The 26439-nt window shown below is 57.9% G+C and carries 31 protein-coding genes, 1 tRNA gene and 2 riboswitches; of the genes, 6 read left to right on the top strand and 26 right to left on the bottom strand.

All coding sequences use genetic code 11. From position 1 onward, the window contains the following. Positions 1 to 65: 65 nt before the first annotated feature. A complete protein-coding gene (locus Q0936_RS15485) occupies positions 66 to 221 on the bottom strand; it encodes a DUF5131 family protein (RefSeq protein WP_299296991.1) in 156 nt (51 codons plus the stop codon). Positions 222 to 390: 169 nt separating this feature from the next. Further along, positions 391 to 948: a metallophosphoesterase gene (locus Q0936_RS15480; protein WP_299296989.1), complete on the bottom strand. Its 558-nt coding sequence runs from the start codon at positions 946 to 948 to the stop codon at positions 391 to 393. A 455-nt stretch (positions 949 to 1403) separates the two neighbouring features. On the opposite strand from Q0936_RS15480, the gene Q0936_RS15475 reads away from it, so the two are divergent. Further along, a complete protein-coding gene (locus Q0936_RS15475) occupies positions 1404 to 2627 on the top strand; it encodes a DNA methyltransferase (protein ID WP_299296986.1) in 1224 nt (407 codons plus the stop codon). Here the strand turns inward: Q0936_RS15475 and Q0936_RS15470 are convergent. After that, complete coding sequence (locus Q0936_RS15470; RefSeq protein WP_299296984.1) at positions 2572 to 4983, bottom strand: hypothetical protein; 2412 nt, start codon at positions 4981 to 4983, stop codon at positions 2572 to 2574. The two genes, Q0936_RS15475 and Q0936_RS15470, sit on opposite strands and share 56 nt — an antisense overlap. A gap of 12 nt (positions 4984 to 4995) precedes the next feature. Continuing rightward, on the bottom strand, positions 4996 to 5217 hold the full coding sequence (locus Q0936_RS15465; protein ID WP_299296981.1) for a hypothetical protein: 222 nt from the start codon (positions 5215 to 5217) through the stop codon (positions 4996 to 4998). Between the two features lie 232 nt (positions 5218 to 5449). Here Q0936_RS15465 and Q0936_RS15460 point away from each other — a divergent pair, with 232 nt between their 5' ends. Continuing rightward, a complete protein-coding gene (locus Q0936_RS15460) occupies positions 5450 to 5938 on the top strand; it encodes a hypothetical protein (RefSeq protein ID WP_299296979.1) in 489 nt (162 codons plus the stop codon). Positions 5939 to 6099: 161 nt separating this feature from the next. Here the strand turns inward: Q0936_RS15460 and Q0936_RS15455 are convergent, their stop codons facing one another. From Q0936_RS15455 to Q0936_RS15410, 10 genes are all read right to left on the bottom strand, one after another. After that, complete coding sequence (locus Q0936_RS15455; RefSeq protein WP_299296977.1) at positions 6100 to 6486, bottom strand: hypothetical protein; 387 nt, start codon at positions 6484 to 6486, stop codon at positions 6100 to 6102. A 39-nt stretch (positions 6487 to 6525) separates the two neighbouring features. Next, positions 6526 to 6840, bottom strand: coding sequence for a hypothetical protein (locus Q0936_RS15450; protein WP_299296975.1), 315 nt, complete (start codon positions 6838 to 6840; stop codon positions 6526 to 6528). An 84-nt stretch (positions 6841 to 6924) separates the two neighbouring features. Next, a complete protein-coding gene (locus Q0936_RS15445) occupies positions 6925 to 7245 on the bottom strand; it encodes a hypothetical protein (RefSeq protein ID WP_299296973.1) in 321 nt (106 codons plus the stop codon). Beyond that, positions 7242 to 8018 (bottom strand): terminase family protein, encoded by a 777-nt coding sequence (locus tag Q0936_RS15440; RefSeq protein WP_299296971.1) that lies wholly within the window; start codon positions 8016 to 8018, stop codon positions 7242 to 7244. The genes Q0936_RS15445 and Q0936_RS15440 overlap by 4 nt, the downstream gene beginning before the upstream one ends. Further along, complete coding sequence (locus tag Q0936_RS15435; protein ID WP_299296969.1) at positions 8015 to 8206, bottom strand: hypothetical protein; 192 nt, start codon at positions 8204 to 8206, stop codon at positions 8015 to 8017. The genes Q0936_RS15440 and Q0936_RS15435 overlap by 4 nt, the downstream gene beginning before the upstream one ends. Then, a complete protein-coding gene (locus Q0936_RS15430; RefSeq protein WP_299296966.1) occupies positions 8203 to 8760 on the bottom strand; it encodes a hypothetical protein in 558 nt (185 codons plus the stop codon). The genes Q0936_RS15435 and Q0936_RS15430 overlap by 4 nt, the downstream gene beginning before the upstream one ends. Positions 8761 to 8851: 91 nt before the next feature. Beyond that, complete coding sequence (locus tag Q0936_RS15425; RefSeq protein ID WP_299296964.1) at positions 8852 to 9250, bottom strand: hypothetical protein; 399 nt, start codon at positions 9248 to 9250, stop codon at positions 8852 to 8854. A gap of 75 nt (positions 9251 to 9325) precedes the next feature. After that, the gene (locus Q0936_RS15420; protein WP_299378230.1) at positions 9326 to 9937 is read right to left on the bottom strand and encodes a hypothetical protein; all 612 of its coding nucleotides are present in this window, start codon (positions 9935 to 9937) and stop codon (positions 9326 to 9328) included. After that, the gene (locus tag Q0936_RS15415; protein WP_299296959.1) at positions 9937 to 11319 is read right to left on the bottom strand and encodes a DUF4055 domain-containing protein; all 1383 of its coding nucleotides are present in this window, start codon (positions 11317 to 11319) and stop codon (positions 9937 to 9939) included. Before Q0936_RS15415 ends, Q0936_RS15420 begins: the two co-directional genes overlap by 1 nt. Next, positions 11316 to 11510, bottom strand: a complete 195-nt coding sequence (locus Q0936_RS15410) for a hypothetical protein (protein WP_299296957.1) — start codon at positions 11508 to 11510, stop codon at positions 11316 to 11318. Before Q0936_RS15410 ends, Q0936_RS15415 begins: the two co-directional genes overlap by 4 nt. An 883-nt stretch (positions 11511 to 12393) precedes the next feature. Between Q0936_RS15410 and Q0936_RS15405 the strand changes: the two genes are divergently transcribed. Next, positions 12394 to 12600, top strand: a complete 207-nt coding sequence (locus Q0936_RS15405) for a hypothetical protein (protein WP_299296955.1) — start codon at positions 12394 to 12396, stop codon at positions 12598 to 12600. Positions 12601 to 12759: 159 nt separating this feature from the next. Here Q0936_RS15405 and Q0936_RS15400 read toward each other — a convergent pair whose 3' ends face one another. The 4 genes from Q0936_RS15400 to Q0936_RS15385 all read right to left on the bottom strand — a co-directional run bounded on the left by Q0936_RS15400 (position 12760) and on the right by Q0936_RS15385 (position 15839). After that, complete coding sequence (locus tag Q0936_RS15400; protein WP_299296953.1) at positions 12760 to 14019, bottom strand: hypothetical protein; 1260 nt, start codon at positions 14017 to 14019, stop codon at positions 12760 to 12762. Beyond that, the gene (locus Q0936_RS15395; protein WP_299296951.1) at positions 14019 to 14252 is read right to left on the bottom strand and encodes a helix-turn-helix domain-containing protein; all 234 of its coding nucleotides are present in this window, start codon (positions 14250 to 14252) and stop codon (positions 14019 to 14021) included. The genes Q0936_RS15400 and Q0936_RS15395 overlap by 1 nt, the downstream gene beginning before the upstream one ends. A 163-nt stretch (positions 14253 to 14415) precedes the next feature. After that, entirely contained in the window at positions 14416 to 15624 is a 1209-nt protein-coding gene (locus tag Q0936_RS15390) for a tyrosine-type recombinase/integrase (RefSeq protein WP_299296949.1), read from the bottom strand. Positions 15625 to 15763: 139 nt separating this feature from the next. After that, positions 15764 to 15839, bottom strand: a tRNA-Lys gene (locus Q0936_RS15385). A gap of 97 nt (positions 15840 to 15936) precedes the next feature. Between Q0936_RS15385 and dapF the strand changes: the two genes are divergently transcribed. Then, a complete protein-coding gene (gene dapF, locus Q0936_RS15380; protein WP_299296947.1) occupies positions 15937 to 16776 on the top strand; it encodes a diaminopimelate epimerase in 840 nt (279 codons plus the stop codon). Continuing rightward, complete coding sequence (gene mtaB, locus Q0936_RS15375; protein WP_299296944.1) at positions 16773 to 18020, top strand: tRNA (N(6)-L-threonylcarbamoyladenosine(37)-C(2))-methylthiotransferase MtaB; 1248 nt, start codon at positions 16773 to 16775, stop codon at positions 18018 to 18020. The genes dapF and mtaB overlap by 4 nt, the downstream gene beginning before the upstream one ends. A gap of 113 nt (positions 18021 to 18133) precedes the next feature. Here the strand turns inward: mtaB and Q0936_RS15370 are convergent, their stop codons facing one another. The 5 genes from Q0936_RS15370 to Q0936_RS15350 all read right to left on the bottom strand — a co-directional run bounded on the left by Q0936_RS15370 (position 18134) and on the right by Q0936_RS15350 (position 22370). Further along, positions 18134 to 18922, bottom strand: a complete 789-nt coding sequence (locus tag Q0936_RS15370) for a cytochrome c1 (protein WP_299143874.1) — start codon at positions 18920 to 18922, stop codon at positions 18134 to 18136. 13 nt (positions 18923 to 18935) lie between these two features. Then, positions 18936 to 20279 (bottom strand): cytochrome b, encoded by a 1344-nt coding sequence (petB, locus tag Q0936_RS15365; protein ID WP_299143871.1) that lies wholly within the window; start codon positions 20277 to 20279, stop codon positions 18936 to 18938. Positions 20280 to 20294: 15 nt separating this feature from the next. Continuing rightward, complete coding sequence (gene petA / locus Q0936_RS15360; protein WP_299143869.1) at positions 20295 to 20855, bottom strand: ubiquinol-cytochrome c reductase iron-sulfur subunit; 561 nt, start codon at positions 20853 to 20855, stop codon at positions 20295 to 20297. A gap of 264 nt (positions 20856 to 21119) precedes the next feature. Continuing rightward, positions 21120 to 21725 (bottom strand): glutathione S-transferase, encoded by a 606-nt coding sequence (locus Q0936_RS15355; protein WP_299296941.1) that lies wholly within the window; start codon positions 21723 to 21725, stop codon positions 21120 to 21122. A 30-nt stretch (positions 21726 to 21755) separates the two neighbouring features. Further along, on the bottom strand, positions 21756 to 22370 hold the full coding sequence (locus Q0936_RS15350; RefSeq protein WP_299296938.1) for an FMN-binding negative transcriptional regulator: 615 nt from the start codon (positions 22368 to 22370) through the stop codon (positions 21756 to 21758). Positions 22371 to 22432: 62 nt separating this feature from the next. Next, positions 22433 to 22591: riboswitch (FMN riboswitch) on the top strand. Between the two features lie 84 nt (positions 22592 to 22675). Here Q0936_RS15350 and Q0936_RS15345 point away from each other — a divergent pair. Next, the gene (locus Q0936_RS15345) at positions 22676 to 23116 is read left to right on the top strand and encodes a 6,7-dimethyl-8-ribityllumazine synthase (RefSeq protein ID WP_299296935.1); all 441 of its coding nucleotides are present in this window, start codon (positions 22676 to 22678) and stop codon (positions 23114 to 23116) included. Here the strand turns inward: Q0936_RS15345 and Q0936_RS15340 are convergent. From Q0936_RS15340 to Q0936_RS15330, 3 genes are read right to left on the bottom strand one after another with little or no spacing between them, the layout of a single operon-like run. Beyond that, positions 23105 to 23797, bottom strand: a complete 693-nt coding sequence (locus tag Q0936_RS15340) for an ATP-binding cassette domain-containing protein (protein ID WP_299296932.1) — start codon at positions 23795 to 23797, stop codon at positions 23105 to 23107. The genes Q0936_RS15345 and Q0936_RS15340 overlap by 12 nt on opposite strands. Further along, positions 23784 to 25340: a thiamine/thiamine pyrophosphate ABC transporter permease ThiP gene (locus Q0936_RS15335; RefSeq protein WP_299296930.1), complete on the bottom strand. Its 1557-nt coding sequence runs from the start codon at positions 25338 to 25340 to the stop codon at positions 23784 to 23786. Before Q0936_RS15335 ends, Q0936_RS15340 begins: the two co-directional genes overlap by 14 nt. Continuing rightward, positions 25316 to 26296 carry a thiamine ABC transporter substrate binding subunit gene (locus Q0936_RS15330; RefSeq protein WP_299296927.1) on the bottom strand — a complete coding sequence of 327 codons (981 nt, stop codon included), beginning with the start codon at positions 26294 to 26296 and terminating at the stop codon, positions 25316 to 25318. The genes Q0936_RS15335 and Q0936_RS15330 overlap by 25 nt, the downstream gene beginning before the upstream one ends. A 41-nt stretch (positions 26297 to 26337) precedes the next feature. Then, a riboswitch (TPP riboswitch) is annotated at positions 26338 to 26437 on the bottom strand. Positions 26438 to 26439: the final 2 nt, after the last annotated feature.

The following is a 26439-nucleotide window of genomic DNA, read 5'->3' as shown; positions in this document are numbered from 1 at the left end:
ACCAGAAAAGATCAGACATACTAACCGCTCGTTTGTGAATCGTGAATCACCACAATAAGCGGAAATCAATGGGTCATGACCCTAGGTCCCCAGACCCTTTGACCAAGTCGCTTGGCCCATGCCTCAGCATAGCAGTGTTTGCAGGCCTCAGACACCTTTGTGCAGCCCCACCAAGGGTTAAACGTGTGGGTTGTCCACTCAATTTTCGAATTCTCGCCCATCTGTTCGCCTCGCCAAAACAAATTCTTTTTCTCACTCAGTTGCATGAGCTGGAACAAATGAGAAACATTTTGTACGTATGTTGACCGACCGCAGACCAACAGTTCCGAATGTCAGCTTTCGCCAGTCCTACCCTCTCATCGGTTCCGCAGCGAATGGCTGCTTCCCGCACTACCTTTTGGGCTCCACATCCTCCCAGTGCAGGTTTGGGGCCAGCGTCTTGCTTCTGTTCTCAACTTCTTCAAAATGGACCGGCGCAAAATCCCAAACGTCCACACCGACATTCACTGAGTTTCGCGAACCCAGCCAATTGTTGTGGACATGTCCAAAGAGTTGAAGAGCGCTTCTTCTTGCGTGGTTCCAGGTGATCATCGGATAGTGGCAAAGCGTGTTCAGCTGGTTCATGGGTCCGTCTCGCAACTCCACCAGCAGTCCAACACTGTCCCAAGGTAGATCCAAAGTTGGCCGCAGATCATGGTTGCCGACAACCAAGTGTCTTCTCGCACCCGGCAACTGTCCGAAAATCTCACCAAGATAATGTGGGTCTCTTGCTCTCGGTCCGAATGCAAAGTCGCCGACGATCCAGAGATCGTCCTCAGGACCCACACGATCACGAAGATTGGTGAGCAGCACTTGATCCATTTGCTCCGAGTTTTCGAAAGGGCGCTGGCAGAACTCGATTACGTTCTCATGCCCAAAGTGGGGGTCTGCTGTGTACCAATGCGCCATTCAATGTCCCGACTCATATGACCGCCAAAAACCAACGCGGACTAATGGATACATCTCAGAAAGAAACCCGGCAGTGCTTTCTCTCCTTCAGCGTAGGTTCAAGACGCACCATCTACAACGGTCAGAAATAGCTGAAAAAGCGGTGAACTCGTGTCAAAAGCGACAAACCAAGTGTCATCTCATATTGATTTCAGTGGTGAGCCGTGCAGGGTTCGAACCTGCGACCCACTGATTAAAAGTTCCTTCGACTAGCGACTAACCGGATTGAAAACAGGCGGTTTTTCAGGGCGCGGAGGCTACGTTACAAGGATGTAACAAGGGCAATGATGCGGCTTTAGAGCTCAAAAGCCCCATATATGCCGCCAACAACCCACACAGGCGCTATCGGTTGTATGGCACCTTGACCTGGAGGCCACAAGGATTCATACCTGGTAAGAAAAGGCAGCCAGGCGGACATGATTTTATCAAGTGAGGATTTCTACCACATAAGGTCAGCGGCGCGGGACCGGGGTTCGGTTCGAGGCGCGACACACCAGTTCTACCGCTATCCAGCAAGGTTTTCTCCCCAATTTGCCCGAGCCGCCATCGAGGCGTTTTCAGACGAGGGAGACTTGGTGCTTGACCCATTTGTTGGTGGCGGGACCACGGCTGTTGAGGCTCTGCGAGCAAGGCGGAAATGCCTGGGCACAGACATCAACGAATTGGCGGTTTTCGTCAGCGAGGTGAAGTCAACGATCCTCAGGGAATCCGAAACCAGTGAACTGCGGAGCTGGCTTCCAGATTTCGAACGGGTTCTCAAGATTTCCCGAACTCATGACACAAGCCCGCAATGGCGCGAAAAAGGGTATTTCCGACACCTGGAAGGTTCGGAGACATGGCGCCACAGAAATATCATTTCCGCTGCTCTCAGTGAGATCGAAAAACTTGGATGCTCGCGCCTCGAGAACTTCGCTCGCTGCGTGGTTCTTCGCTCTGCGCAACTGTCTTTAGACGGTCGCAGAAATCTTATGTCGGTATCTGAATTGCGGGACAAAGTCTCTAAACACTTCGTCATGATGCTGGACGACATGGACCTGCTGCGCGAGGAGATCGGCGATCACCGTGGCATCCCAACTCCGACCATTTTGAAATGCAATTCCAACCAGCTTCATGAACATGAGACGGTAACCGATGCCGGCGCTCCTAAGCTGATTGTCACGTCACCTCCATATCCAGGCATTCATGTTCTGTATCACCGTTGGCAGGTAAATGGTCGGCGTGAGACTCCAGCTCCTTACTGGATCGCAAACAAGCTGGATGGTGATGGTGAGCGCTACTACACGCTTGGCAATCGGCATGAAAAAGAACTCAAAACCTACTTCGCCAATCTGGAAGCAATATTCTCGTCTCTGGCAAAGATCAGTGACCACGACACCAAGATCGTCCAAATGGTCGCGTTTTCAGAACCAGACTGGCAACTTCCAAAATACTTGGAGGTTATGGAAAATGCGGGCCTGGTCGAAATTGGTTCTCAAGAAGCCGATGAGGATCGGATTTGGCGCGACGTTCCAAACCGGAAATGGCACGCCGAACGCCAGAGCCGCAAAGCAGGGTCTCGGGAAGTTGTTCTGTTTCACCGAAAGGCTAAGCGGCCAACTCAGCTTTCAGATCTTCCGGGTCGAGATCACCTAGGAAATTGATCATCGGGATAAGCATCATTGCCATGGCTCGGGTCGAATAGGCGACCCGTTCCGCGATGTCCTGGCCGTCAGCTTCGTCGCCAGCCTCGTGGATGAGCGCAAGCCCGACCAATACGAGTCCTATCTTGAACTGTTCCCGAAGCAGGTCCTCGGTTCCCTTTGCCCGCTCCATTTCCTTCTGCAAGTAGATATTTTCAGCGTTGATAAAGAAATCGAAGCTTCGTTGCGATGGGTCGTCCGCCTCGTCAGATTGGACGACCTTAAGGGCAGAATGCTTGTCAAAGCTGTGTGAATCCCATTCCTCCCGTGGCACCCACTCAACATGAGGAAGCGACAAACCAGACGGCGCAAGGCGATCATCCCCTTTGTCTTTTGAAGGGGGCTTCCGCGTTGTGCTAGCTTGCCCTTGCCGTTCCACAAATGGGGTCACTGTCGCCTCAATCTGGTTCACAAATGGATCAATTCGGCTGTTATCAGTGACCAAAACCTTGATTGTGAACGAGTCGCCGATCTGCGCGTCCGGCAGTTCCATTCGCAATGTCGCAGTCCCGTTGTGAAGGCTCATTGAATGGTCAAGGATCGTGACGTTCTCACCGTTCTGATCGACAGCAAACACACTGTATCGGCCCTTCTCTTTAGCCCGGCCAAAGTAGTTGTTCTCAGCATCTGTGTCGAAAGGGATGCGGACTTCGCGCCCTTTTTCGCAGTTCCTCGAAAGGACATCCCCTGGCTTTCGGTTTCGGAAATGGAAATACGTCGGGAACTCCTCGCCCTTGTAGTCTTCTTGTGTATCCACCGGGGCCGTAGCGGTAAGGTCGGTCAGCCTGTCACCGGAGAGGAACAACGCGCTAAGCGCTGGCGATTTACGCATCACGCTTTTGAGAACGTCCTCCATCGTCTTGTCGTCTTTGACCTTTTCTTTGATCTTTTCCGCACGCCTCTGATGGTTGAACGCTTTAAGCGCGCTGTTTTCGCCAACTTTCTTCTGCACGGCGGCTTCGACTTTCCGACGGAACTCTGAGTCTGCGAGCGACTCTCTTGTGTTCATGAACAGTTCTTCGTGCGCCCACTGGTCGATTTTCGAACAGTCAACCCTGGTCAGAAGTGAATCCGATACGTAGCTGAAATTGATGCCCTTGCGTGTGTAGAAGCGGGAATGCAAGACCCCCTGCGTCTGACCGTTCACGACGAAAAGGACGCCTTCGGATTTGTTAAGGTAAGTTTTTGCCTTGCCCTCCTTGAACCCAAAGAACCTGATAGTGAACTCTTGGCCATCAACGGTAATCACTTCGTCATAAGGAAAGCCGTCGGCAAGATTCCCTGCCTTGTTGTCTGCAAGCCGGACAGACAATCCAGTACTCGGATTGGAATAGCTGCCTTCCTTGCCGCCATAGTCGCGGCACTCATGAAACATCATGGGAAGTGCGGGGCTTGGAAGCCTCACGTCAACTTGGCGCAGTAGCCCGTCGCCCATCAAAATGTTGGACGTGCCAGAAAACTTGTACTCGTAGAGCTTCACAAGCGAACCAAAGCTCAAAGGTTCCGCGTAAGCGTTGTTACCGTCTGGTTTCACCAGCAACTCATCTGCCTTGAAGCGCAGAACACCGCCCCGCCTGCCTGCGTCGGCTTCGACCGGAGCAAGGTAGCGATACACACTGTTGCGCTCGCCCGTGGTTGGCGTTTCCCTCCGTACCACGGTAAAACCCCACAGTTCATCCTCACTGTTCTCACTGTCGAGGATGTCAGGGTTGCGCCGGGTCACGATGAGTTGCATCCGCTTATCACCACAGAAACGCAAGGCCCCCGTGCCGCCCATATTGAAACGTCCTTGGACAAATGGCACGCGGAGTTTGTTTGATTTGTTCAGGGACATAAAGGTGAATGGAACCCGGTCTGGCGTCTGACCCTCTCCCTCATCCACTATGGTGATGCATGGGCGTCCTTTAAGGCCAGTAGCGGCCAATGTAATCTTGCGCGCATGATCCCGGCGTTCGTTGGGGTACATGGTTTCGATCAAGCCGTTGGTTTCGTTTTCGGGGTGCGTCGACTTTTGTATCAGCTGCGCAACCGCATGGCGAACCGAAGGCGGTGCTTCCTGTCCTTCTGGGTCAATGCCAGCGACCCGACATTCATTCATGAGTCGCGCGTCTGCGGCATTAACGAGCTTCTCCACGAGCGCTGCAACCGGATCTGACTGCTGCGCGCCTGCCGTAGAAAAATTGTTTTCCATATCACCCAGGTCACGCCAACAATCCGGGTTGTCCCAATAGCCCGCCCGTTCAAGCAACGAGACCACTTGGTCTTCCTTGTCAGCATGGATGAGTGCTTCGCAAAGGGTCTTGGGATCAATCGTCATCTCGGGAAATCCTTACAGCTTAAACTTGTTCTCTTTTGCACCCTTTGGAGCAGAGAACTTTTTCTCAACCTCTGCAACAGCGTCGCGCAACGCCTTCGTTATTTTTCTCACCTCGGCGTCGTCCCACTCGTAGAGCTGCCGATTTGACAGCTTCCCAAGGCGAACGATGGCTTCAAGCGCCTTGTTCGTCCTGCCCTCAGCGAGTTCTCGAAATTTGTCGTGTTTTTGGGTCACATTGCCCTCCGATTCTTCATCTCACCTCCCAATATGGCCGCCAATAATCGTAAGTCAACACCGCAGTATGTGGAAAGTTTTTCGAGCAATACTGTTGCGAAAGCTTACCCAAGTAGATTGATTGCATATCAGAAGGAAGAATCGACAGCATATGCGCGGTTGGCAGCGTTCATACACAGGAACTGAACACCCATGGTTGTCTCTCGCTATAGGCGGCCTGTAGGTTCGGTGCATGGACTTGAAGCCACTTACCATCTCTGAACTGCTCCAAGCTCATTTAGGCTTCCTGGAGGAGTTGAGGGGGCGAGGCATTCTGCGCAGTGCTAACAATCCGACGGGTGACTATGCCGAATGGTTGTTCTGTCGGGCCTTCGGCTGGGAGCAAGCAGCAAATTCCGTGAAGGGCTACGATGCGACGGACGCGGAAGGCACCCGCTTTCAGATCAAAGGCAGGCGGCTGCACCAGCACAACACATCCCGCCAACTGTCTGCTATTCGAGACTTAGCGGGGTTCGATGTCTTGGCAGGGGTCTTGTTCAGCGCTGAATTTGGGGTAGCGAGAGCCGCCTTGATCCCATCATCGGTTGTGCAGGACCGCTCAACGTTCACCAAGCACACCAACAGCCATCGGTTCTTGCTACGAGACGACATTTGGGACGCTGCTGGCGTCAAGGACGTGACAAGCCATCTGCAAGCGGTCGTTTCGTGCGATAACCTATGAGCGGGCGTCGCTAACGCGGTTTTTTGGGCCGGTGGGTGTCGATGCCCAAAACATGGAGACGCCCGTCAGCGCGCGAATTTTCGGGGGTCGCTGGGCGCGTCTCGTCGAACTCGTCGGGCAACGGTAGGCGCCACGGGCACGAGCGCGACGAGAGACGCGGGTCAGAAAGGAATGTCCTTGTCTTCGAACCTCTTCGCCCGTGCCCGCAGTTCCTCCTCGGTAGCAGGTCTTGGTGGATACTTGCTTTCAAGTTCTTGCCTAGCATCTTCAGGCATATCTGGCCCTAGGTATTTGCTTGCCAATTCTTCGGGAACGTCCAGGCCGAACGCGAAGGCGAACATGACAACTTTGCGATCTTTGGCAAACTTCCGTTTGCTGTCAGGAGGACGCACCCGGCCCGCATCGGGGAACAAGTCCTCGGATACGCCTAGGTTATGATCCTTGATGATCCGCTCAAGTTTCCTGAGCAGTTCTTTACTGCGGCGCTCGTCTTCTTCTGCGTCACCAGTAGGTCCAAATTTGGGCCATAGGTCTTTGTCATTTTCCATGCGACCAGCGTCGCATACAACCTAAGCGACAGCAAGGATTCAGGCCCAGCCGTGCAGCCGATACGAGCCGCTGAGGGTCGTTTCGAGATGGGTTGCGGACAGGTATGCGAGGGCTGTTGCGATGGCCCGGTCGGCGTGGTGGCCTTTTCCACCGCCCTGCAACACGAGATTGCCTGACGACGTGCTGGCGAGTTCAAAGCTGGCGATCTCATTCAGCAGGTCTTGCTTCCCTTCAAGGTCGTGGGCGACGGTGAGCGCGCCGGTCTCAAGGCCGACGGCCATGTTCTCCAGAAGCATCGTTTTCGCGATCTTCACGTCCTTGCCGCTGCGGGACATGTTCGCGCCAGCGGTCATGACAACGGCGTGGTGTTCGATCCCTGCATTGTCCAAGGTCGAGGAGAAAGGCGCGCCCAAGCCTGATGCGTCGATGGCAAGGGATCAGTGCGGAATTTGATTCAGACGCCGCGCGAGGAAATCGGCAAGGTCGGTGTAGGAGTAAAGCTGGATCGTCTCTTGAAAGACGACGGTGCAGCGCCTTTCTCCCAATTCCTGCTCGAACCCGCGACCCGTGAACTGCGGATAGCATTCGTCACGGATTACCACGATTGCGGACGGATCGTTGCGCCCCAAGTCCATGCCCACATGATGTTTCATCCAGCCGTGAACGACTGTGCCATAGGCCGCGGGATCAGCGTTAGATGGCAGCACAACGCGCCCGTCTTTCAGAAATTCAAACTCGGGTGGGTTGTCGGGGGTCATGACAGCTCCAATGCGTTGACGTTCGGGTTGCTTGAGTTTTCGAGCGTGTCCCAAGACAGAAGGGGCGTGCCGGAGCCGACAAACTCACACAAATGCTCCCGGCGGAACGTGGTGTCGGACATTGTGGCTTTGTCGAAGGCGACTTGAGCCGCGCGTCGGGGGATGTCGATGGAGCGCGCCATGATGCGGCGAACCTGTTTGTCACCTGTCCATGTCTCGTAGAAATAGCCGGCGCGCAGGTTCGGAGTGGACAGAAGGAAAATGCGCCCGGTCTCTTTGCGCATTGGAAAGAAGGCCGTCAGAGCATCGTCGTCGAGGAAGCACGCCTCGTCGGCAATGATCGTGTCCGCCGTCATACCGCGTGCCTGATCTGTTACAGGCACAACGATGATGCGACCGCCGTGCGATGGGTGTGCCTCAAGTTCCGTTTGCGTCTGGCGCACGATGGGCGGGCAGAACGGATCGGTGTTCTTGAATTCCAGAATCCGGCGGAACAATTCTGTCGATTGCCGCAAGCTGGGGGCCGTCAGGATCACTGTCTTACCGACTGAGAAATCGTCATACCCAAGACCGCCCGCAGAAGTGCTCTTGCCTGACTGGCGACCGCACAAAGCGAGGACCATTCGATCCGCCTCGTTTAAACGCGGATCGGTGGACAGAAGCGTTCGCTGCCAAGGATCCGGCTCACCGATTGCGAGGCGGAACCGCTCGACCGGATCGAGCGAGACAGTCAGACCTTGCAGAAAGGAAAGGAGGTGCGGGTCGTGGATCATCGGTTTTGCCCCGGCCACCGCGTCGCAGGTTTCAGCATTCGACGCGCGGCCAACTCGGACAGGAGTTTGACGACGATGGGCGGCGCAGACTCGAACTGTTCGCGCATATCGCGCGGGCTTTCGAGATCGACCTTTTCGAGTTGGTTCACGATCCCAACGGCGGCTTTTGCGACTTGGGACGGCATCATGACCTCCGATCATCTACAAGGACAGGTTCCTGAATGATCCCCATAGCGTCCATCTCGTTCAGAAATTCGTGCTTCGCGGCAGGGTGGTTGTTGAGCACTTTCAGGATGATCGAGCGCAACTGAATGAATTGAGGGCTTTCGTTCAGGTTCAGGTGAATATCCATCTTCTTGTTCAGCTTGCCATGCAGGTCGGCCAGCGACATGAGGCTCTGCCGAAGCTCTTTCAGCGCGCCCAACTGCATCATGCGGTCTTCGTCGCCCTTGGCGGATTCCAGAAGTGCCTTTAGCTCACGCAGAACCCATTTGAGGTCTTTGTCGGTGTCCTCGCCAAACTCATTGACGATGGCCGCGTGCTGCATCGCCGTTTTGACTTTGGCGTCGTGCATTGCGGTCGCGAGGATCGCTAGTTTTTCCTCTTCGGGGAGTTGGGTGATATACCGGGCGACCGACGTATCAGAAATTCCAAGCTCTTTGCCCGCCTGAAACATCGACATGCGCCCAAGAACGATCTCCCGCGTGTAATGCTCCCGCTTTGCATCTGGGAGCACCGCCATTTTGTGCGGCTGGGTTTTCTTTCGCGGCGTGCCTTTGGGCGGTCCGGGCTTCTTGCGTGGGACCGGCCCTTTTCCGGGCACCAGAGTGACCTTAGTCATTGGCCACGATCTCAAGCGGCACGCCTTCTTTCTCGGCCAGAGCCTTGGCCTCGCGATATTTGGACACCGAACGCGCATCGGACTTCTTGATCTTGATGCTGTCGCCCGGTTTGCGCCCCTGATACACGCCGTTGCCGTCGAGGCGGGCTTGGTACTGGCTTTCTGCGGCGGCGAGCAGCTTACTGTGGTTGTCGTCCGCTTTCTGCTTCGCGAGCTTGTCCAGAGGCTCGTCGTTCTTGTCCTTGAGACCCTTCATTTGGGTTTCAACGGATTCCGTGATTTGGGGAAGGATCGCCTCTGCGATTTTCGGCGCGAGTGCGGCAATCAGGGCTTCTGCTTGCTTGTCGTTTTCGTCGGCCATTTCTGGTTCCTCGTGATTGGGGCGGGTCATGCCCAACCCGCCCCGTTTCCATCACAAGACCAGAAAGTTGAGCCTAACTCGCGTTCTGTAGATCGAATATCGGTGCTACGCCGCTGTTGCCGCAACCGGAGTATCAGGTACTCGGTATGCGGCTCCTTGTTTCTCGACGGTGCCTTTCTCAATCGCTTTGTTCAGGACTGTGCGGACCACGCCGTCGGAGAAGCCGGTTTCGTCAGACAGTTCCTTAACGGTGCGCGGTCGATCCAGAAGCGCCAAGACCTTGGGGCGTGCCTCCATGTATCGAACGGCTTTCCGTTTCGGTTCTTTGGGTCGTTTGGCAGGGGCGCGCGCCCGGGCGTCTTTTTCACGCTCCCAAAGCTCGCGGGCCTCTTCGACATGGTTCAGAGAGCCGCGCCCCTCGTAGTGGTCGAGAGCCTTCGAGTCGCCTTCGAGAACGCGGACGACGCGCGCCCGAACGTCGTCACCGTTGAAACCGATGGCGTCGCAAAGCTCCGTTCGCCGTTTCGCCCACGCGCCTGAATGGTCGGTCAGAAACCGCAAGGCTTCGTATCGCGACTTTTTTCCCTCAGCTTGATTGTTCGCCAGAGTGTTGGGGCCGAACAGGTCCAAGATCGCTCGAGACAGAACGGCAAAAATCAGGAGTTCTTCGGGCGGCGTTCGAGAATTGTGCTGGCCAAAGTCGGGGTCGGTGAGCATCACGCACCCCCGGGCATGGGCAACACGTTTTCGTCCTCCTCAATCAGGTCGCGTTCATCGTCGAGGGCTCGGTTCACGTCCATCAGTTCGCCCTTCTTGAGGTTCATCAAGAAGGTGTCGTGCGAGATCGCGCCAGCGGTGTATGCCTTGAGCAGGGCCGTGAGAATGGCCGGGTCCATCTGGGCGGTCACGAAGTCACGGTGCAGTTTGAAGACAACATCGTCTGCGGTGCCGGGACGAGTCCACTCAGCGGCAAGGCGCAGGAGTTTCGACAGGCCCGCTTCGACCATGTTGACGCTGCTGTGAAGCAGGGACAGTTCGGAGCGGTGGCGCAGACGGGCCGTGTCGGTGGTTTCGTTGCGGCCTTTGCCGTCGTAGACCATCCGCGCACCGAGGGTTGCCATTTGAGCCGTGAGATCGTCGAGAGCGGTCTTTTGCGCGGCGATGCCTGCGCCCGTGAACTCGAGCATTCCTGCTTGTGCGCCTTGAGGCAGAACCCAGAACGCGCCGCTACCGATTTGCCTAGGCATGTTCTTCTCGTTGATCGACCCGGCGACCCAAGGCGTCGGCTGAGAAGTCAGGTAGAGCGACCAGTAATAGTCCGCACTTACGCGCCAGTGCGCGAGGTTGACGTTGACAAGGTCGAGGAAGGGCGGCTTTTCAACGTCTGCTTTCAGATTGTAAGGCGACACGATCACAGCCGGAATGTCGAACATGGGCGAGCCGTCGATTGTCGGCGTGATGTCTTCGCCGACTTGCACCTCTTCGACCGTTTGCACGTCTGGGCCGTTGCGCTGCGATTTGACGTGGTAGCGTTTGACCGTGTAGGCGGGATCGAGTGTCAGGACGAGGTGCTGTTCGACGCCCGTGTCTTCGAGATCATGGTTGGTTTCGTGCAGCCGCAGGTAGGTCAGCTTTTGACGACCGCCGACAAGTTCCTCTTTCCAGTCCAAGATCGACTCTGCGTCAAAGGTGGAAATGAACGGCGCAGAGCCGGGAGCCGCGCCATCGGTCGGGTAGTCGAGCAGCATCGCATACCGCCCAAGGGACAGGACTTCGCGCAGGGCGCTTTCCAGAAGCACGTCGAGCGAATGCCCCTCGAAGGTCGCGGCGTCTCGCATCCCTGCAATCCGTTCAGGCAATTCAAGGACTGGGGCATTGCGCGTCACCGCACCGACCATGCCGCGCAGAGTGCGCTCGGCGACCGCATAGAAGGACGACCCCTGCACATATCGGGTGTATTGGGAGGTGGTCATGCCTTCCGGTTCGGGGAGGTATCGAGCGCCTGCGTTTTTCAGCCGGTCTTCGCCCGCAATCACATCGCGGATTTTGTCATAGGCTTGGCGCTGCTCTTGGTAGGTGCGGTGCTTGATCTTGGTCACTTGATGCCTCGCACGATCAGGGGCCAAGGAATGTCGCAGTGGGCTGCATTCGCGACAACGCGGATGCGGACGCCTTCGGGCGTTCGATCAGCGATCACCCCCATCAGTTCGGCACGCGGGTGCAGGTCGTCAGACTTCGCGGCGGCGATGATCAGTTGATGAAGGTCATCAGGGGGCAGCGGCACGTCCATGTGGAAGGCCGTATGAATGTCTTGGCCCAAGATACGGGAACCGTGAGGCGTTGGCTGGACTGTGACGTGCAGGGGCATTCGATCTTCTTTCTCTGTTTGGATGTCGGCGGGACGGTGCGGGCGACCCGCCGACTTGCGAGCATAGAGAGAACATATCAGGAACGCGTAGTGGGCGTTCCCGGAGTTTCAGGTAGCGAACCGCGAAAAGCAGGTGGCGAGTATTGGCGGTTTGCGCAGGCTTGCAGAGCGCGTCAGAGACGGGCGGTTGTGGGGTCGTGGGCATCATGGTGGGGCGCATGTGCAGGAACGCGTTGCTTGGGCGGTTTCGCTGCGGCTTTGATGCGGTGGCAGGGCACAGGCGATATTTGCCGTGCGGATGCGGTGGGAAAATCGTGGATTTGTGATCTTCAAAATGCGCCCGGGTCCGAGGATCGGCGGCAGAGAAAGGGGGTGGTCGAGGCTAAATCGACAGAAACTTTGTGATATGCCTCGCGTTACAAGTCGCGAATGCAGAATAATGCTTAAAGTTCAATGAGTTGGCACACTAGACCCACTGATAGCCTATCAGTTGGGCTTGAGAGACGCCTCAAGGGGACGTCTTTCTGACAGGAGACAGGGCGACAGTGATGCAAGACTGCATTGTGCGTATACACGTGTGCATGAAAAAATGTTGTTGTCGGTTTTGATCCAGTAGCCTGAAAAGTGACAACAACATTTTATTGTGCACACGCATACGCGCGCGAGTAGCTCGCATCAAGAATACCGAGCGTCCTGCCTAACGCCCCTGCACCTATAACTCCCTTATCGTTACCTGCCATGTCGGTCGGATACCGCTGCCCGCTGCCTGTATGATGCCAACATCAACACCGCAACGGAGAGCGAAGTGATCCAAGATCGTCCGGGCCGCCCCAACCGCTACCAAGTATCGGCTCGTGTCGTGGACGCTATGATTGCCGACAATGCGCTCTCAATGCCCGCTGCTGCGTTCGAGGAATGGCTTTCAAAGAACGTGCCCGCGCAGACACGCATTTTGTTGCTCGAGATGTTTCACCGCAACCTACTCAAGAAGGATGACCCGAATGCCTTTTGACATGACCCCTGAAACGACCATCACACCGACCGAACGCGCCCGACACCTGCGTCATCAAGGTAAGCCTTGGTCGGTCGTATCGGCGGCCTTGCGCCACCGTTGCACGCCCCAAGAACGCGTCTCAATTTTGAAACGCGTCCAAGGTGAAGAGGCAGTGATTTAGTCGTACTGTCCAAGAGTGTTGTCGAGTGCGACCTGCAAGTCGCGCTCGGCTTCGCGAAATGCCACCTCTAGGTTTCGGTTCGACGGCAAGTCTTGTTCACAGCTTTCCCAAGCCCGGCGAGCCCGCTTCTCTTTGGTCTTCGCGGCTTCAAGTTCTTGAGTGTAAGAATTGCTCGTATCTTGGCCCTCGATCAGCGCCTTTTCCCAGAAGTAGATACCGCTCTGCCAACCTTGCTTTTCAAGCTCAGTAGCGGGACGCCAGTTCTTGCCATCTTCGGAAACTTCGACGATCTCGGCATCCACAACAACCCGACGCTCTGAGGCATCCCAGCGCCGGACGCATTGCTGGCGATAGTGCTTGCCGTATAGATGTGTGTTCAGGTCTTTTGGCCCCTCCTCGTCGCGGCGATCTCCCCACTTTGCTTCGCGTGCAAACGGCGTCTGGTCGAACTCGGGAGGTGTGCGCGACAACGCGAGCGGAAAGCCCGCTTCCGCCAATTCGTCGAACTGTTGCCGACGCCACACTTCTTGATGCTCCTTGACGTATCCCTCGGTCAAAGGCGACTGCGGATCGGCCAGGTCAATGAGTTTCAGGTGGTGCTGATCATGCAGCAGTCCCTCAGAAACGAACCGCTCGCGCACTTCGTCGACCGACAACCCGTCTTCGAGCAAGTCCTTGCACCACGTATCCCAAGAGCCGATTTTGGGCTGAGTGTTGTCCCAGTCTGAATTCTGCTCCCGATCATCGTTCGCGATCTTGTCCCGCATAGCCACCGCCGAATGTCGCTCTGCCTCGTCTGCTGCGGATTTCACAAGCGACCACCAACTTTCAACTTGCTCTCGCAACTGTGGATTCGTTTTCGAAACGCGTCCTGAGAACCAGCTATTCAGGGAATTGAGCGACATATCCAATTCGAGAACCTCGTGCCACCAAGTCGCTTTGGCAATCTGCGCCATCCATTCTCGTAGATCGTCACCGGGATCGTTTGTCGGCAGGTATCTTCGAGGATGCGCAATTTGGTCGTCCAAGAGACCGTCCAGCTCCTGGACGATGCCTTCCCAGACTTCCTGCCCGTCCAGCGCGCGGTGCCACGAACTGTAATTCTTTCCTTGGTCAAAAGGATCATCGTCGAACTCCTGATTGCACAGATCGACAATTCGTTGCTTCTTTATGTTGAAGCTCAGGAGGCGTTCTGCATCCTTTGGATGGAAACGCGCCAATTCAATTTCGCTTTTCTGCTTTTTGATACGCGCCATCACCGATTCTCCTCGAGCCATGCGACCACATCGTCGCGAAGGTATCGCACAATTCGGCAGTTGGGCTGTGAATATGACGGTCCAAAATCGTCTTTGCGCCAGCGAAGCATCGTTTCATCTGACACGCCAAGAAACTCGGCGGCTTCGGCGCTGGTCATTACCAGTGGTGGATTTGAACGTATCAAGTCCGCCCGGAGAGAGTCAATTTGTGACGCGATTTGGTCAATGGTCATGATTATAGGTCCTGTGATGGGAACCCACATGACCGAACCGCGTCTCCCGCTTACTGAGTGGCAATGCCACTACTCTCACGCGTCGGCCTCACACCTATCCGGGTCACTACCTATAGGCATGGAGGTATTGGTGCATTCAATTTAGGCGGTGTTTCGGCGCAATTCAACAACGGAAGTAAGGTGCTGCCTGAATCCGCTTGCTGATCGCCGCTGCAATCGCATTTGCCGCCGCCTTCTGTTCTTCATACGTCGGTTCGCCATACTGGCCGAGCATCCGCAGGTCATTGTCGGTCATGGTCTGCTGCGCCAGCCACCTGTGAACGTGACGCGGGGCTACTTCCCGCGCAACGGTCATCCAGAAATGGCGCAAGTCTCCGGGCTTTGTCAGGTTCAGGGCATCCATCTGACCGAGGTGCCCACGACGTTCACCGACAATACGGCGCGATGGGAATACCCAATCGCAGTCGTCATACTGGATTTCGTGCAGGCGCTGAAACAACCTGACTGCGTCGTCAGAAATCGCGATCTCTCGGTCATAGGTATGCTTGCTGCGCCGAAACGTGACCGTGCCCGCCTCAAGGTCAACTTGATCCCATGTCAGCGTGCGAAACGTTTCCTGCCGAAACCCAGTATACCACGTCAGCATCCACCACAGGCGAATATGCTCGTTACCGACTTGTTCGATTTCAGCCCAGCGGTCGGACCATCCCAAAGACATGTCGAGCTTGCCTGTCTCGACCCGACTTTTGATTGTGGTGTTGTCCAGCAGCGACGGGATCGGCAATGCAAGGGCGCATAGGCGGTTGATGAACCGCACGACTGCACCGGCAACGACCGCCGCTGTTCTGGCCCCATGAGGACGCCTGAGTTGCAATGCATTTAGGTATTGGTTGATCTCAAGGATCGGCATTTCATCGACGTAGGTGTCTGCCCACCGCGTGAAATGTAGGTTGAACGAATTGCGGTAGTCTCGGGCCGTCTTCTCAACCATCGGAGCCTTGCCCGACGCCCTCTCGCTCGTCCGGTGTTCAATGTACTGGTCCAAAGCCTCAGCGAATGTCTGGATACCAAGACGCGCCTTGTCAGCCTCGCGCTCGTCCTTTGTGTGGACATTGCCCTCCTGAATGTCGAGGAGCGCCGCACCCATCTGCTTCTTGGCCCATGCGCAATGCATACCCTTGGTTGCCCACTGTCCAAGCTTCACGGCCCGAGTCTTTTGGGCCTTCGGATCCCACTTGTTGACCCACCAGGTTTTTGCGCCTCCCTTGGTGACGCAGAGGCGCAGCCCTTTGACGTCGGGGTCGGTGAACCATGTGGTCTTGTCCGCCGACAGCGTTTTGAGTGTCGAATCCTTGAACTTGATCTGTGGCATATTGTGTCCTTGTAACGGCATCGTTTTTACAAGGTTCATGTTATGTTCTAACCACGCTCAAACCCAACCACAGTTTCGGGAAGCACCTCAAACTATTGAGGAAACTTCTTTTTCTTCCGGTGTTTGACTGGTGTGTCAGTGGTGAGCCGTGCAGGGTTCGAACCTGCGACCCACTGATTAAAAGTCAGTTGCTCTACCAACTGAGCTAACGGCCCACTAGGCGGCCTATCTAGAAAGGCTACGGCACAGGGTCAAGCCGATTCTGAGATGTTTTTCTGCGACATACTGGATTCCTCAAAACCCCAGCGTTATATGCGCCGGATGCAACAGTCACCCATCACTCAATGGCCCTTCATGAAGATGCACGGCCTCGGCAACGACTTTGTCGTCGTAGATGCCCGCGCGCATGATGTTGCCTTGGATGCGGTGCTGGTACGCGCGCTTGCCGACAGGCACCGTGGTGTTGGTTTCGATCAGCTTGCGGTGATTTCCGAAGGCACAGATTTGACCCTCACATTCTACAACGCGGATGGCTCACATTCGGCTGCTTGTGGAAATGCCACGCGGTGCATTGCTGCGCGTGAGATGGCGATGACCGGCCAATCGCGATTGGACATCGACATCACGGGGCGCGGCACGCTGCAAGCCGCGCAAGGCGCGGATGGCATCACTTCTGTCAACATGGGCCATCCCCAAACTGAATGGCAGGACGTGCCGCTGTCCCATGCTGTCGATACGCTTGCGCTTCCGATTGAGGGCACACCCGTGGCAACCGGAATGGGCAATCCGCATTGCACGTTCTTTGTGGATGACCTCAATGCCGTGGACCTGAACACCATTGGGCCGCAGATCGAACATCATCCGCTGTTCCCCGAACGGACCAATGTGCAATTTGCGCATCTGGTCGGACCGGATCACATCCGTATGCGCGTCTGGGAACGCGGCACAGGGGTCACGCTGGCATCAGGCTCCTCGTCTTGTGCTACCGCCATCGCGGCGCATCGCAGGGGCCTGACAGGGCGCGCTGTGCGCGTGGACCTCGACGGTGGTACATTGCAGATCGATTGGCGTGACGACGGTGTCTGGATGTCGGGGCCCACGGCACATGTCTTTGACGGCACCTTGACGCAAGAGTTCCTGGACAGCCTATGACCGCGCCCGTTTTTTCCAACCACGGTTGCCGCCTCAACGCATATGAGACAAAGGCGATGGAAGAGCTGGCCGCGCAAAACGGCGTTGAGAACGCTGTTGTGATCAACACCTGTGCCGTTACCGCCGAAGCGGTGCGCAAGGCACGCCAGGACATCCGCAAATTGCGACGCGCGCACCCGGACGCCAAACTGATCGTAACGGGCTGTGCGGCGCAAACTGAACCAGCCACGTTCGCTGAAATGGACGAAGTGGATGTTGTCATTGGCAACACCGAAAAGATGCAGGCCAGCACCTGGGACGGCCTGTCCGGCAACTTTGGCACAGAGCCAGTCCAGGTGGACGACATCATGTCCGTGACCGAGACCGCAGGCCACCTGATCGACGGGTTCGGCACGCGCAGCCGCGCCTACGTGCAGGTCCAGAACGGATGTGACCACCGATGCACGTTTTGCATCATCCCCTTTGGCCGCGGCAATTCTCGCTCTGTGCCAGCGGGCGTTGTGGTCGATCAGATCAAACGCCTCGTCGGGCGTGGGTTCAACGAGGTGGTCCTCACAGGCGTTGATCTGACGTCATGGGGGGCTGATCTGCCCGGAACACCCCAATTGGGCGATCTGGTCATGCGCATCCTCAAGCTTGTCCCTGACTTGCCGCGGCTGCGTATCAGTTCCATTGATTCCATCGAGGTTGACCCGGCGTTGATGCAGGCCATCGCAACCGAACCGCGCCTGATGCCACACCTGCACCTATCTTTGCAGCATGGGGATGATCTGATCCTCAAGCGGATGAAACGCCGCCACCTGCGCGATGATGCCATCCGCTTTGCCCAAGAAGCGCGGGCGCTGCGCCCCGATATGACGTTTGGCGCAGACATTATCGCGGGCTTTCCGACCGAAACCGACGCGATGTTCGAGAACTCGATGAAATTGGTCGAGGAATGCGATCTGACATGGCTGCATGTCTTCCCTTACTCGCCCCGCCCCGGAACGCCTGCGGCACGCATGCCGCAAGTCGACGGCGCTACGATCAAGGCGCGGGCCGCCCGGCTGCGCGGTCAGGGCCGCGTACAAGTTACAAAGCACCTAGCGGCACAGGTGGACAAACGGCACCAGGTTCTCATGGAAAGCCCAACGATGGGCCGGACAGAGCAATTCACCGAAGTGACCTTTGAAACGCCGCAGACCGAGGGTGAGATTGTGACCGCTCAGATCCTCGGGCACGATCAGGACCGCCTCTCGGCCTGACCTTCCTTTCGCCTGAAATACCTCGGGGGCGTCGCGGTACGCGACGGGGGCAGAGCCCCAAACGAAAAACCCCGCCAAAAGGCGGGGCTTTCCAAATGTCTATGTAGAGGTCGTTACTTCTTGTAACGCGCCTTGACCGGCGCCCACAGACGCTTGTTCGTCAGGTACAGCAGCACCGACAGAATGGTCAGGAACACCACGCCGACAAAGCCAGCTTGCTTCCGGGCCATCAGCTTGGGTTCCGCCGTCCACATCAGAAACGCAGACACGTCTTCGGACAAATGGTGCAGATCGTTCGCGTGACCGTCCGCAAAGTCCAGATCCTCACCGTAAAGCGGCGGTGCCATTGCGATCCAACCACCGGGGAAGATCGTGTTCTCATACAGAACGGCACCCGCTTCTTCTTTTTCCTCGCCTGTGTACCCTTGCAGCAGCGCCGCAATGTACTCGGGACCACCCATGCCTTTGAGCAATTGATTGATCCCCAGGCCGTAGGGGCCATGGAAGCCGGCACGTGCCTTGGCCATCATGGTCAGGTCGGGCGCGTTTTCCAGGTTACTGCCGGGAAAATGGTCATTCTCCGTGGCAGGACGGAAGTCGTCCAGCTCCGGGTCAAAGACCTCATAGAACTCGGCATAGGCGCGCACCTGGTCATCAGGCAGGTTTGGACCGCCCTCATCTGCCAAGGTGCGGATCGGCACATATTGCAGGCCGTGGCAGGCAGCACAGATCTCGGTGTAGATCTGCAGGCCGCGCTGCAACTGGTTCTGATCATAAGAGCCGAACGGGCCGTCAAAGGAAAAGTCGATGTTTTCCACATGACCGCCAGCACCACCAGCGGCGAAGGCTCCGGTGGTCAGCATCACTGCTGCCACCGCACTTGCTGCAAGTTTCTTGAACATCTGCAGTCTCTCCTTATTCCGCGGGTTGCGAGGATGGGGCAGCACCCGCATCGTCACCACCGTAATGTGCGGCAAAGTCTTCTTCGATGGTCGCAGGCGTCGCGTCCGGTTTCTCGATCACACCCAACAGCGGCAGGATGACCAGGAAGTAGGCGAACCAGTAGGCCGAGGCGATCAGCGACAGCGACGCAAACGGCTCTTCCGCAGGCATCGCACCCAGCCACATCAGGGCAAAGAAGTCGACGACCAGCAGCCAGAACCACCACTTCAGCATCGGACGGTAGCGTGCCGAGCGGACCGACGAGGTGTCGAGCCATGGCGCCAGCGCCATCACGGCAATCGCACCAAACATCGCAACCACGCCAAAGAACTTGGCGTCGATGATACCGCCGGTCAGTGTCTCGGCGATGATCACCACCCAGACGTCAGCGGTAAAGGCACGCAGGATCGCGTAGAACGGCAGGAAGTACCATTCAGGAACGATGTGCGCGGGCGTCGCCAGCGGGTTCGCTTCGATGTAGTTATCGGGGTGGCCCAGGTAGTTCGGCATGAAGCCCACGATGGCAAAGAACACCACCAGGATCACGGCCAGCGCAAACAGGTCCTTGATCACGAAGTAGGGCCAGAAGGGCAGAGTGTCTTTCTCTGCTTCTTCCTTGCTGCCACGGCGAACTTCGACACCGGTTGGGTTGTTGTTGCCCGTGGTGTGGAAGGCCCAGATGTGCACGATCACCAGACCTGCAATCACGAAGGGCAACAGATAGTGCAGCGAGAAGAAACGGTTCAGCGTGGCGTTGTCCACCGCAGGCCCGCCCAGCAGCCATGTCTGCAGCGCCTCACCCACAAACGGGATGGCACCAAACAGGCCGGTGATCACGGTCGCACCCCAGAAGGACATCTGACCCCAAGGCAGCACGTACCCCATAAATGCCGTGCCCATCATCAGCAGATAGATCAGCATCCCAATGATCCACGTGATCTCGCGCGGGGCCTTGTAAGACCCGTAGTAGAGACCGCGGAAGATGTGCGCATAAACGGCGACAAAGAACAGCGAGGCGCCGTTCATGTGCAGGTACCGCAGCATGTGGCCGCCATTCACGTTGCGCATGATGTGTTCGATCGACGCAAAAGCGTAGTCGACATGCGGCGTGTAGTGCATGACCAGCACGATGCCGGTGATGATTTGCAGCGCCAGACAGAATGTCAGAACGATGCCCCAGATCCACATCCAGTTCAGGTTCTTAGGCGTCGGGATCATCAGCGTGTCATAGAGCAGGCCAACAATCGGCAACCGCTTGGCCAGACCCTTTTCCCAGGCCGCCTTCGGTTCGTAATGGTCGTGAGGAATTCCACCCATGGTTCGTTCTCTCCCTTAACCGAGTTTGATCGTGGTCTCGTCCACGAATTCTGCAACAGGCACCGGCAGGTTGGTCGGTGCGGGGCCTTTACGGATGCGGCCAGCGGTGTCGTAGTGGGACCCGTGGCACGGGCAGAACCAGCCGCCAAAGTCGCCAGCGTCACCAAGCGGAACACAACCGAGGTGCGTACACACACCCATCATCACCAACCATTCACCGGCTTCGTCCAGCGTGCGGTTTTCGTCGTCCGCTGGCACGTCGCCCAGGTTGTCGTTGCGTGCGATGCCGTCTGGCAGATCGGAAATGGCCACGTCACGCGCGGCAGAAATCTCTTCTTCCGAGCGGCGGCGAATAAACACCGGCTTGCCTAGCCATTTCACAGTCAGCTGCGAACCGGGTTCAAGCGAGCTGACGTCAACGCGGATCGACGACAGCGCCAAAACGTCCGCCGATGGGTTCATCTGGTTGACCAGGGGCCAAACCGCGGCTCCGGCCGTGACCGCACCAGCGCCAGCGGTGGCGTAGTACAGAAAATCGCGCCGGTTGCCTTCGTGTTCTTCTTCTGCGTGGGACACGGGGGACTTCTCCAGTTTCCAAGCGACCCGCAACGGGCCAATACCATAACCCGCCGCACGGAATGCGGCTTGGTTCACCGGGCTATCTAGCGGGGTGATGCCCCCACGTCCAGCATACAAAGTGGCGCACGTGGTCGCAGGGGGCTTGATTAACCCCTTGATAAGACTCCGGTACGCCGCGCCGGACGTTTCGACCGCACAAACACGTCTGTGATCATGGTGCTTTCCACGTCACGACGCGCGGTGTTCGAGCAAATGGCCCTGCTAGGCTGCCGGATTCGTCGCTTGCATGGATGGCCGAGCGGAAAAGGTGTCATACCACGCCGCCAGCGCATCCCGCCCGGCACGCCAGCCTCGGTCCTCATGCCGGAAATCAAGGTAACCAAGCGCGCAGCCAACCCCGATTTGCCCGATATCCATCGGTCCATACAGGTGGCTCATCCAACGGGCGTTCAGCGCATCCAGAGCACTTTCCACTTTGCTCCACTGCGCCTCGACCCATGCGGGCGATTGCTCTGTCGTGTCGCGATACCGTTTTTCGTAGACCATCAGCACGGCGGCTTCCATCATGGCATCTGCCGTCGCCTCCAGAACCAGCGTTTCCCACGGGTTGGTGTCCGGATACAGGCCAGCACCCCGCCGGTCGTCCAGATAGCGGCAAATGACACGGCTGTCATAGATGGTCGTGCCCTCATCGCGGACCAGCGCCGGGATTTTCCCAACCGGATTCGCGGCCTTGAGCATCGCGTCCGTGCCGCCGGGTGTCGCCGTCACCTTAACCGTCTCGACATCGCCGGCCTGATCCGTTTCATGCAGAACAACCAGTACCTTGCGCACAAAGGGGCTGGGCCCCGCCACCAACAGTTTCATCACGATTCTCCGGGTTGATTTCGGCGCAGCCTAGGCCCCGCGCATCAGCGCCGCAAGCAGGCGGGTTTCGCTGCCCATACCGTAGGCGTCCACGTGGGTTGCAGCCCGCAGGCGCACGTCATCGGGCTTGTTCTGATTCAATTTCCAGGTGCCGTCCACCGTGTCGATCCGCATCCGGCACGGCACAATCTGGCGCATCATCTTGTCCAGGACGTCAGGCGTCATCTTGTCTGTTTTCCAGGATGGCTTGGGCGCAAGCTGGTCTTCGAAATGTGCCGACTGCCGATCCAGCAGGGCGCGCATCTCGTCTTGGGGGCGTAACTCCAGCGTTCCAGTCAGATGGACCGCCACATAGTTCCAGGTCGGCACCTGGTCCGGCACGTCGTACCAGTCCGGGCTGATATAGCCGTCCGCACCGCTGGCTGCGATCCGGGCCTGTAGTGGCGCCTTGAGCGCGCGCGCAATCGGGTTTGACCGCACCAGATGCAGGTGCAAATGGGCGCCATCCTCGTCAATCAGAAACGGCACATGGGCCATCAACGGACCGTCGGCACCATTGACCGCGAGAACGCCAAAGGCCCGCTCGCGGGCAAAGGCGAGGTTCCGGTCTGCAGTCTCGGTGTGGAACACGGGATTCGGGTGCATGGCGACCGCCTTGTGATACGTCACGTCCGTCTTGCCTCGGGCGCGCAGCCTTGGCAAGCTGGGGGTGTTCTCAGGGCGGGGTGAAATTCCCCACCGGTGGTATGCGGATGCTGTCGATCAGTACGCCGCGAGCCCACGAGCGCCCCGCACCGCGCGGGGGTCCAGCAGATCAGGTGAGACGCCTGAGCCGACGGTTACAGTCCGGATGAAAGAGAACGCACAGGCTGGCATGCGCCCAATCCGGGTGCAGGCCGTTTGTGCGCAATCGCCTTGGGTGACGTGTCTGAACCTAAAGGAGATATGCCATGACACACACCCGCTTTGCCTTTGTCCAAGCCCGTTGGCACGCCGACATCGTCGACCGCGCCTATCAGGGTTTCACAGAACTGATTCTGCCCACACAGGTGGACACGTTCGACGTGCCGGGCGCGTTTGAAATGCCGCTCATGGCCCAAACGCTTGCAGAAACGGGGCGCTACGACGCTGTCGTCTGTGCCGCCTTGGTGGTGGATGGTGGGATCTACCGCCATGACTTCGTGGCTGCGGCAGTTGTTGACGGTCTGATGCAGGTCGGCCTCAAGACCGGCGTGCCGGTGCTGTCCGTTTCGCTGACGCCGCACCAGTTTCAGGACACGGCGCATCACACGGCCATCTATGCCGAGCACTTTGTGACCAAGGGCCGCGAGGCGGCGCAGGCTGCGCTGGGCATCCTGGATACACGGCGCGCTGTGCGCTCAGCGGCCTAGATACGCTCGCAAGGCTTCGGGCGGGTTGGACAGGATCTCGGCCACGGGCCGGGGGGTGTCGACCCGACCGTTGTCAACAAACAGCACCTGATCGGCGGCACGTTCCGCGTCTTCGGGCGCGTGCGTGATCATCAGAACGGTCGCGTTGACGTCGCGCGCCACACGGCTGGTCAGGTCCAACATCTCGCCACGCAGCGCGGGCCCAAGTGCGGCAAAGGGTTCATCAAGCAGCAACAGCGGGCGATCCTGAACCAGCACGCGCGCCAGCGCCGCGCGGCTCTGTTGACCTCCGGATACACCACCGGGTTTGCGGGTCGCAAAGTCGCCCAACCCCACTTGCCCCAACGCGTCACGTGCGCGGGTCCGTTCGGCTGTGGTCAGCCTGAGTGCGGGGCGGATGCCCAGGCCCACATTCTGTTCCAGCGTCAGATGCGGAAACAGGTTCCCGTCCTGAAACAACATCGCCATACCGCGTTGGTCGGGGGCCGCCGCGCTGACATCACGACCGTCAACCAACACCTGACCGGTTGCGGGTGCGTACCCCCCGATGGCGCCCAGCAGCGTTGACTTGCCCGCCCCCGACGGCCCGATAACTGCGACCCGCGCGCCTTGCTCCACATCGAACGTGGCGTGCAGGGTGAACGTGCCCTGTTCGACGCGCAGTCCGTTAACCTTCAGCATGACGCCGCCCCCACATGTCGCATATCCAGAACATCCCAAACGCCAGCATCAGCAGCAGAACCGCAGCACCGGCGGCCGCTTCGGTCCGGTAACTGCCCATCAGGCGGTACATTTGCAGCGGCAAGGTCGCGACATCCGGGTCCGCGAACAATGCGATGACCCCAAGGTCACCCAAAGACAGCGCCGCAGTGAGTCCCGCGGCAAAGCCGATCTGCGGACGCAGGCGCGGCAGCAACACGATCCGCCAAAAGGCAACATCGCGCAGCCCAAGGCTTTGACCCAGCCGCCCGTAATCCCGAAACACCTGCCGCATCGCGGGCAACAGGATGCGCACAGCAAAGGGCAGGGCCATCATCGCGTTGACCAGCGCGGTGACAGGCAAAGCAAATGCCACGGGCGAGGCCCAGGGGAAGATCAACAGGAACCACCCCGTTCCGATCATCAATGGCGACGCGATCAGGCCGAGCAAAGTCAGGGTCTCTGCGCCGCCCCGCTTGGTCTGTGCCAACCACGCGGCGATGGGCAGGGCGAGGGCGACCAGCAGCACAGTGCTGACCAAAGCCACCCAGATCGACGTCCCAGTGGCGGGCCAGATCGACGCGGGCAGTTGCAACAGCCCCGGTACACCGGCCAACACAACCGCCAGCAACGGCATCAAAAGGAACGCGGCCGCTGCGACGATCCAGAAACCGTCAAGGACACGTGGCCCCCACGTCCGTCTGTCCCAGCGTTGCTGCACCCGGTCGCGCCCTGTTTGCAAAACGATGGGCGGCAAAATCCACAGGGCCATCACCGCCGCACACCCTGCGACGGCCAGTTGCAGCAGGCTGAGAACCGCGGCACGGCCGAGGTCAAAGTCGAACCGAAACGCCTGATAAATGGCGAGTTCAATCGTTGTCGCGCGCGGGCCACCGCCCAGGGTGAGCGCAACCGCGAAACTCGTCAGGCAAATGACAAAGATCAAGGCAAAGGCGCCGGGCACCACTTGACGCAACACCGGCCATTCCAATGTGCGGAACACGGCGCCGGGCGTCAGTCCCAATTGTCCGGCCAAACGGAATTGTTCGCCGGGTATCGTCTGCCACCCTTGCAGGATCAGGCGCGTGGCCAAAGGCATATTGAAAAACACGTGTGCGAGGATCACGCCATGCGCGCCGTAAATGGACACATCCGGCAAACCCAAGGCGCCAAGCGCCAGATTGACCCAACCATTGCGCCCAAAAATCGCCAGGATGCCAAGCACTGCGACGATCACCGGCAGAATAAATGGCGCACCCAGCAACGTGACTAGCAGCGCATGTGCAGGAAACCGACGTCGCGCCAGACCACGGGCCACAGGCACGGCCAGCGCAACTGAAAAAAGCGCGGACAAGAACGCCTGCCAAATGGTGAAGCGTACAGCCTGCCATTCCGCAAGGCGCAGCCCTGTGCCTGTTTCGACCCGCAGGCCGATGGCGACAAAGGCCGCAAATATCGCTGCGACAAGGATCCCTGTCGCAGCGATGCCCGGCCAGGGGCTTACTTGCTCAGCGCGGCGCGCCATGTCTCGATCGCGCTTTCTTGCAGGTCTGCAGCCTCAGTTTCAGAGTAGAACAGCACCTTCTCCGGCAGTGGCAGCTCGGACCACCCTTCGGGCCAATCCGCCTGCGGCAGTGCCGATGGCAACGACCAGTTCGCGGTCGGAATGATGGTCTGGAAATCACGCGACATCACATAGGCCAGGAACTGATCCGCCAGCTCGGGCTGATCCGTGCCTGCAATCTTGCCCACAGTCTCGACCATGAAATAGTGACCTTCGGGGAAGATCGCCGCCTTCTTGGTAAAGTCCTCTTCGGCGAACATGTGGTAGGCGGGCGAGGTGGTATAACTCAGCACCATGTCGGCCTCACCGTCGGTGAACAGGCCATAAGATGCCGACCAATCCTTGGTCACCGTCAGAATGTTGTCGGACAGCGCCTCCCAAACCTCAGCGGATTTGTCGCCGTAGACGGCCTGCACCCAAAGCACCAATGCCAGACCAGAGATAGAGGTGCGCGGATCCTGGATCACGATCTTGACGTCATCAGGCAGGGCCAGCAGTGCCTCAAAGCTGGCAGGCGGCGCATCCATCGTCGTTTCGTTGTAGATGAACGCGGTGTGCCCGTAGTTGAACGGCAGGAACGTGTCGTCAGACCACTCGATCGGCAGGGTCAGCGCGCTGTTGTCCTGACCGTGTGGCGCAAAAAGGTTGGTGGCACGGGCGCGCGCAGTCACGTCGGATGTCAGGCCAATGACCACGTCCGCCTTGGTGCGTTCGCCCTCAAGCAACAGCCGGGGCAGCAGATCGCCTGTCGACCACTCCAGGTCGCATGCGCAGACCTTTTCGAACTCGGCCTCAATGATCGGGCCGGGACCCCATTCCGAAGTAAAGTAGTCACCTGCATAAACTGTCAGTACAGGTGTGTCGGCCAAAGCCGTGGTGGCTGCCAGAGTGGCTGCCAAAGTCGTCACATATTTCATCGCGTCCTCCAAAAAGACTGAAGGCGGCGGGATAAGGGTATTGGGACAATCCAAACCTTCCCTCCGCCGGTGTTAACCGGTTCAGGTTCAACGGGTTCGCATTGTGCATCTCAGCCCTGTCAGGCACCCCGAGGTGTGGCCCG

The sequence above is a fragment of the uncultured Tateyamaria sp. genome, from assembly GCF_947488715.1.
In the GTDB taxonomy this organism is placed as follows: Bacteria; Pseudomonadota; Alphaproteobacteria; order Rhodobacterales; family Rhodobacteraceae; genus Tateyamaria.
The sequence above is the reverse complement of the archived record's forward strand: the minus strand, read 5'-3'. Positions and strand labels throughout refer to the sequence as shown.

Coding starts and splice junctions, on each gene's coding strand:
- Q0936_RS15455 (WP_299296977.1), bottom strand. CDS start 6,486: ATGGAAAATGACAAAGACCTATGGCCCAAATTTGGACCTACTGGTGAC.
- Q0936_RS15330 (WP_299296927.1), bottom strand. CDS start 26,296: ATGAAATATGTGACGACTTTGGCAGCCACTCTGGCAGCCACCACGGCT.
- Q0936_RS15430 (WP_299296966.1), bottom strand. CDS start 8,760: ATGGCGGTGCTCCCAGATGCAAAGCGGGAGCATTACACGCGGGAGATC.
- Q0936_RS15435 (WP_299296969.1), bottom strand. CDS start 8,206: ATGATGCCGTCCCAAGTCGCAAAAGCCGCCGTTGGGATCGTGAACCAA.
- petB (WP_299143871.1), bottom strand. CDS start 20,279: ATGGGTGGAATTCCTCACGACCATTACGAACCGAAGGCGGCCTGGGAA.
- Q0936_RS15420 (WP_299378230.1), bottom strand. CDS start 9,937: ATGCTCACCGACCCCGACTTTGGCCAGCACAATTCTCGAACGCCGCCC.
- Q0936_RS15340 (WP_299296932.1), bottom strand. CDS start 23,797: ATGCTGAAGGTTAACGGACTGCGCGTCGAACAGGGCACGTTCACCCTG.
- Q0936_RS15345 (WP_299296935.1), top strand. CDS start 22,676: ATGACACACACCCGCTTTGCCTTTGTCCAAGCCCGTTGGCACGCCGAC.
- Q0936_RS15425 (WP_299296964.1), bottom strand. CDS start 9,250: ATGACCCGCCCCAATCACGAGGAACCAGAAATGGCCGACGAAAACGAC.
- Q0936_RS15370 (WP_299143874.1), bottom strand. CDS start 18,922: ATGTTCAAGAAACTTGCAGCAAGTGCGGTGGCAGCAGTGATGCTGACC.
- mtaB (WP_299296944.1), top strand. CDS start 16,773: ATGACCGCGCCCGTTTTTTCCAACCACGGTTGCCGCCTCAACGCATAT.
- Q0936_RS15335 (WP_299296930.1), bottom strand. CDS start 25,340: ATGGCGCGCCGCGCTGAGCAAGTAAGCCCCTGGCCGGGCATCGCTGCG.
- Q0936_RS15445 (WP_299296973.1), bottom strand. CDS start 7,245: ATGACCCCCGACAACCCACCCGAGTTTGAATTTCTGAAAGACGGGCGC.
- Q0936_RS15350 (WP_299296938.1), bottom strand. CDS start 22,370: ATGCACCCGAATCCCGTGTTCCACACCGAGACTGCAGACCGGAACCTC.
- Q0936_RS15460 (WP_299296979.1), top strand. CDS start 5,450: ATGGACTTGAAGCCACTTACCATCTCTGAACTGCTCCAAGCTCATTTA.
- Q0936_RS15440 (WP_299296971.1), bottom strand. CDS start 8,018: ATGATCCACGACCCGCACCTCCTTTCCTTTCTGCAAGGTCTGACTGTC.
- Q0936_RS15470 (WP_299296984.1), bottom strand. CDS start 4,983: ATGACGATTGATCCCAAGACCCTTTGCGAAGCACTCATCCATGCTGAC.
- Q0936_RS15475 (WP_299296986.1), top strand. CDS start 1,404: ATGATTTTATCAAGTGAGGATTTCTACCACATAAGGTCAGCGGCGCGG.
- Q0936_RS15450 (WP_299296975.1), bottom strand. CDS start 6,840: ATGACCGCTGGCGCGAACATGTCCCGCAGCGGCAAGGACGTGAAGATC.
- Q0936_RS15400 (WP_299296953.1), bottom strand. CDS start 14,019: ATGGCGCGTATCAAAAAGCAGAAAAGCGAAATTGAATTGGCGCGTTTC.
- Q0936_RS15355 (WP_299296941.1), bottom strand. CDS start 21,725: ATGAAACTGTTGGTGGCGGGGCCCAGCCCCTTTGTGCGCAAGGTACTG.
- dapF (WP_299296947.1), top strand. CDS start 15,937: ATGCGCCGGATGCAACAGTCACCCATCACTCAATGGCCCTTCATGAAG.
- Q0936_RS15395 (WP_299296951.1), bottom strand. CDS start 14,252: ATGACCATTGACCAAATCGCGTCACAAATTGACTCTCTCCGGGCGGAC.
- Q0936_RS15480 (WP_299296989.1), bottom strand. CDS start 948: ATGGCGCATTGGTACACAGCAGACCCCCACTTTGGGCATGAGAACGTA.
- Q0936_RS15390 (WP_299296949.1), bottom strand. CDS start 15,624: ATGCCACAGATCAAGTTCAAGGATTCGACACTCAAAACGCTGTCGGCG.
- Q0936_RS15410 (WP_299296957.1), bottom strand. CDS start 11,510: ATGGACGTGCCGCTGCCCCCTGATGACCTTCATCAACTGATCATCGCC.
- Q0936_RS15485 (WP_299296991.1), bottom strand. CDS start 221: ATGGGCGAGAATTCGAAAATTGAGTGGACAACCCACACGTTTAACCCT.